5 protein-coding genes are annotated in these 5368 nt (G+C 45.4%); all 5 read right to left on the reverse strand.

What is annotated here, in order from left to right; translation table 11 throughout:
• The coding region (locus DPV85_RS09985; RefSeq protein ID WP_207798047.1) for a peptidase at positions 1-985 on the reverse strand (985 nt) is incomplete at its 3' end.
• Positions 986-1233: 248 nt separating this feature from the next.
• Complete coding sequence (locus DPV85_RS09600; RefSeq protein ID WP_111327842.1) at positions 1234-1698, reverse strand: phage virion morphogenesis protein; 465 nt, start codon at positions 1696-1698, stop codon at positions 1234-1236.
• 125 nt (positions 1699-1823) lie between these two features.
• On the reverse strand, positions 1824-3080 hold the full coding sequence (locus DPV85_RS09605; protein WP_111327845.1) for a phage head morphogenesis protein: 1257 nt from the start codon (positions 3078-3080) through the stop codon (positions 1824-1826).
• A gap of 1 nt (position 3081) precedes the next feature.
• Complete coding sequence (locus DPV85_RS09610; protein ID WP_111327846.1) at positions 3082-4509, reverse strand: DUF935 domain-containing protein; 1428 nt, start codon at positions 4507-4509, stop codon at positions 3082-3084.
• Between the two features lie 2 nt (positions 4510-4511).
• The coding region (locus tag DPV85_RS09615; protein ID WP_347790967.1) for a phage terminase large subunit family protein at positions 4512-5368 on the reverse strand (857 nt) is incomplete at its 5' end.

A 5368-nucleotide genomic window follows, 5' to 3' on the forward strand; every position in this document is an offset into this window, starting at 1 on the left:
TGCCATCTTCTGCGGTTGTGGCATTTTCTTTGGTAGCCACTTCGTTAAATTCAACGATAGCGGGCTGCGCTTCTAAAAACGCCTTGATTTTTCCGTGTAGGCTTTCACCTTCACCGAATTCAACCACACCGCCAGCTGCAGTTGTTGAACCGAGATTTAATAAATCAATGGCCTGTTGTTTTGCCACCGGGGCTAATTTGCCCGCTTTTACTAAACCCTCGGCAAAGTCGGCATTGTCGGCTTTGGCTTGGTTAAGTGCTGCTTCAGCTTTTTCGGCTTTCAACTGTTGGTTTTCTGCCTTGAGCTGTTCAATTTCTTCAGGGGTCATTTCAGGTTCTCCTTGTGGTTCTGAAGGTTGTTCTAAAGTGGGTTCGTTAAAACTAGGAATAGGCGAGCCGACTTCCGCTTGATTGATACGTCTATATTCGTTTCGGATGGACTCTTCTTGCACGCTTAACACGAGATAGTCTGGGATGGCTTTATCGGCCTCTTCCTGGCCGTGCATGCCAATAAACCAATCGCGCAAGCGACGCCAAAGGCTGGCTTCTGCCCAATCAGAGAAATCAACCACGCCTTGCTCGTCTTCAGCAAATTCCGGGTTGCGCAGTCCTTTTACCGCTGGCGGCATCGCACCTAAAAATCCAACATGGCGCAAATACAAGTTGCCCGGGCAAGGGTTGTTTGGGCTGTCTGCTAAATAAAATGATGATGAGACTTTTTTGAATCGCCCTTTATCTACCATTTCGGCAAATTCAGGGTCCACCTGGTCGAATTCGGCTTTTAATACATCGCCGTCTAATTCAAGGCGTTTTACCCAACCATACGCGGGTGCGTTGTGTTTAGGGTGACCAATCACCGCTGGGGACTCATGAAAGTTTACGTTGTAGGCGTTAACCGCTTGTTGCAAATCTTCCGTGGTAATTTCCACTTCTAAGCCATTTGCATCGGTGCGTTTGCCCGCTTTGAAAATCTCAATTAATTGCATAGGGTATCCTCGTTTGAATACCGCTAGCATAGAGAAAAAATGTGGACTTGAATTTTAAAGTGGTTGAAAGAATAAAAGAGGGATTTTTGACGCGGGATTAAAATGCACTTTATCTTTAAATTTAAAACGCTTTAAATGGCGTTCAAATCGCTTCAAATCGATTTAAATTTTTTTAGTCGATAAATTGCATTAATTTTAAATAAAAGCTCTGTGGCGCGAATTTGTGGCGTTATTTTGATTTTTTGCTTTTACTTTAAATTTTTGTCAATTTGTCGTTGTAAAAGCGCGGTGGATTTCTTCAGCAGTTTTTGACCGTCACTTTCGTTGATACCCAACCATGGGCGCGCGGGAATTTTAACTTTACGACCACGTCCGGCGTTTCCACCGAATTGATGTAGGCGCGCATATTTCGCGTCACTACCAAACTCAACATGGTCGTTGTCGTAATTATACGCGGTTCTGTCTGATAGGTAACCATCTTGGCGTAAAATCTTTGTGCTTTTACCGCGTTTCATTTTTAACGCTTTCGTGCGGGGCGATAACGCTTGCCAGCGATTACCTTTTGGATCAATCTCTGCTTTAAAGCGGGCATCATGAATTTTTTTCAATGTTTCGCCTAGCAAACCATACAACTGACGTGGCTTTTCCAATTGATTTGCAATGCTTGTCAATTTCTGAATGGCTTGATTATCGTTAATGGTAATCTTTAACATAATTTTCTCTTGATAAAAATAATGCCAGGGCGTATAGTGAAATTGCGGTGGGGGTTTCCTACTGGAAAGGTTGCTTGGCGAAAGCCCGCATTATCCTGTTCGAATCAGGCAAACCACCGCAATAATTACAACTCTCCATATAACACTTCAAAACGTCCTAACGCACTTAAATCTTCTAGCCGACTTGCTGTTCTGACCATGTTTAATTTGTGCGGTAGCTTCTTCCCGCTCAACGCGTCTTTTAGCTTAATTTCATAGTCCATTTTAACAGCTACTTTTCCTTGTTCGGTTTCATAGACGAATAACAGGGTCGGTTGTTTTTGTTGGTCGTCCAATAAGATCGCTTTCGGGTGACGCAGTTTTTCCGGTAACTGTTCCCAAAATTCCACCGGCAAACTGATGCCTTTTGCTTGTTTGGTGTCGCGTAATGCATGCAGCACATCTTCATCACGCACAGCGATTACCGCACTCTGCGGTGCTTTTTCTAAATTATCGAGTTTGGTTAATACCGGTTCAGGAATTGCCCCTACATACTTCATATTGCCACGTGCGACTTTTTGCTGGCTGACTGTGTCGACCATTTCTTTCATCGCGCCGTTTAATAACACCATGGCTTTTGGGTTTTTCAATACATCATCAATTAACAGGCTCGCTAAATGCGGCTCGGCATTTGTCATTTTTTGCAATAACAACTTGTCCACATCAACATCGCGAGACTGAGTTAAACGCTCAAAGTTATAAGGCGCAAAGCCTACATCATAACCTTTCGGTACGCGTACTGTTCGTGGATTGCCGGAACGAACGCCGACCAGTTTTTCTTCCCATTCGATTTCAGGCGATTGGCTCACGGTTTTACCCATTTCGGCTAAATCATCAGCATCGTGCGCCGATACTGTACAGTGGCAGCCGTATGCCTTGATAGGGTAATAATAGCGCCAAAACGGATCTGTGGCCGGTAGAATTGTGCCGTCTAACGCGATATGCTCCTCACGCGGATGTTCATTATCATGGTGGTGATATTCCCAATAAGGCAATACATCGACCAAATCCAAATGCTGTGCCAAGCGCCCACGGTTATACGCACCATAAACGTTGGTGTCATAAATAATCCGTGTGCGCCAGTTTCGCCCGCCGTTATATTGCCAGCCGGTATTTGCCACGATTTCATCAAAACGCTTGCGAAATCCCTCTAAGGTTTCACCATTTGCGATGGCATCATCTACCGCTTCGCGAAATGCAGTCAACACTTCATTACGGTTTGCACCGGCCACCATAAAAAAGTAGTCGTGTTCTTCACCCAGCACGTCTAAATAGCTATTAGTAGGCAAATTGAGTTTTTTCTCAAAATATTTGACCTGCTCTTCAAAAGTGAATTTACTCATTTTATTTACGCTCATCTTCAACGGATTGGCGACCAGCAAAGTGCGCTGTTGTTGATGCCCACGCCATCACCTTGCCATATTCTGCAAAGCTCAACTCAGGGATCAAACTGTCTAATTGGTTGCGAAAATCTTCCAGGCTTTCTGCTTGTGATAGCTTATCCTGGATGGTTTGTAGCCATTCTTCCACAAAAGGTTCACCTTCTACCTCTAACTGTTCCCCAATGGTTTCCACGATAGATTTAGGCATCGCCTCGGCAAAGTCTGCCGTGTTTTTGACCGCACTTTTTTCAGGGGCAGAAACTACAATGTCGCCATCTTCAAATCCATAGGTTCGCATGATGTATTGTTCGGTAAATTGCACGCCTAAACCCGCCAATAAACCGTCACGTTCCGCTTGTAATTTATCAATGCTTTCCTGTTCGTAAAGCTCAAATGTCGGCAGCATGTCCACGTTGAAATTTAACTCGCAAATCCAGGCTAATAATTGGTTAAATACGCTTTCAACCATGCTGGCATCATCATCACGAATATCACGGGTTACTTCTAAGCCCGCTGTCGCACTTGCACGATTTGCTTCGGCTTCTGTTGTTTGATTTTGCCCTAATAATGCGATGGCGATTTCTGATTTGCAGTAGCGGAGGAAATCATCAAACACCTGTGATGACCCGCCTTTGCTTCCGCTTTCAAGCATATCAATAGAGCTGTCATCCGGGATAGCTGCCACGGCTGTGCCGAGCATTTTTTCCATGCTATCTAACAACTCATCTATTTCATGGGCGTTAGCGTTTCGTGGGTATTTACCCACCAACCACGGCGAGCCGTATTTTTCAGCAAACTCTAACCAAAACTTGAAGCCGCCTTTCTTAAAGGTGGCCGCCCAAAAACACATCGCCAGGTCTGCGCGACCGTATGGGTTCATATAGTCGGCCTGTTGCGTTGCGAGTAAAAATTTCTTTTCCGGCACAATGTCGCCATTGCGGTTCTCTTTTGTGCGCAGCATTAAACGGTTGTCTTCATCAAATACAAACCACTCTTGTGGCTTTCCGACTACCTCAGTCGGGAGTAATAACCCGTTCTCGCTCGTCCACATTACCTCAAGCGCCTGGTAACCAAACAGGGCGGCGTCTAAAATTTGATTAATGATTTGATTTACGGGTAAACGGCCAAAAAGCGCGGCCAGGATTCCATCTGTTTTTTCATTCCCGGTTGGGGTAATACGCCACTCTAAACCTTTAATTGCAGCTTTTCGGCGGCGAACACAACCGCCCACATGGCTATCTGACAAAATTTCGCGATAGACTGAAATGTCGCGCCCCATTTTCTTCAATACTGGATCAGGGTTTGGGAGATAGTGCATAAACGACCAAAAGTCGATAGCCTTCGCGCGGGTAGCGATGACGCCGATTAAATCTTGTTTTTTTGTTGTCATAATTAATATCCTTGGGTCATTTTACGACTTGTTCGTTGTTTACGGCTGTACGCCTTGACCGGTTGCATAACCGCATCTGTTGCGGCGGTTAAGGCTAAAAAACACGCCCAGGTTCGGTCGGCGTGACCGTTGCTGTCGCTTTCTGCGGTAAAGCGTGGCTGGCCGTTGCTGCCGGTTATTTTTTTGAGCTTGTGTAAATCTTCTCGCAAATCTGCGTCACCTTGCGGGATGCGAATTTTGCGGTCTTCAAATGCCGTTTTACCGATAGTGGCCATTTTTAGTTTTGTGGAAACGTTAAAAAGCACACCTTGAATTCGCTTGCCGTGTTCATGCTGTGCGTCCTCGACCATCTTTTCACCCATGCCTGTTTGGTCAAGATTACCGCCCACTACGTGATACTGGCGCATGATACGGTTTAATTCTTCCTGTTGTTTGCGTAATTGCACGCGTTTTAATGTCACAATCTCTCGCGTCCAATAAACATCGCCTACCAATTCAACCACCCAAATCACCGTCAAGTCATTGCGCACCGCGATATCCATTCCCACAAAACAAGCGCCACCTTGATAGAGTTCTGGCTTGCCAGCGTCCGGATGTTCTACGCTATCAATTAAGTCATAGGATAGCCACGCACTTGCTTCATCTAGCCATTTCAGCTCGAATTCTTGCGCCCAAGCGTCTTCATCATTTAAACCACGGCGAAGCTGTTCAACATCACGCGGCAATCCGTCAGCGACCGCCTGGTAAATATCAACTGTGTGGCGAGACCATTCAGTGTTATTGACATCGGTCATTAATTCGTAAAACTTATTTCCCTTGCCGTTTGGGGTTGATACCACGCGCAATTTCCATCCGGCAG

It is taken from the genome of Haemophilus parainfluenzae (genome assembly GCF_003252725.1).
In the GTDB taxonomy this organism is placed as follows: Bacteria; Pseudomonadota; Gammaproteobacteria; order Enterobacterales; family Pasteurellaceae; genus Haemophilus_D; species Haemophilus_D parainfluenzae_L.

Coding starts and splice junctions, on each gene's coding strand:
- DPV85_RS09600 (WP_111327842.1), bottom strand. CDS start 1,698: ATGTTAAAGATTACCATTAACGATAATCAAGCCATTCAGAAATTGACA.
- DPV85_RS09605 (WP_111327845.1), bottom strand. CDS start 3,080: ATGAGTAAATTCACTTTTGAAGAGCAGGTCAAATATTTTGAGAAAAAA.
- DPV85_RS09610 (WP_111327846.1), bottom strand. CDS start 4,509: ATGACAACAAAAAAACAAGATTTAATCGGCGTCATCGCTACCCGCGCG.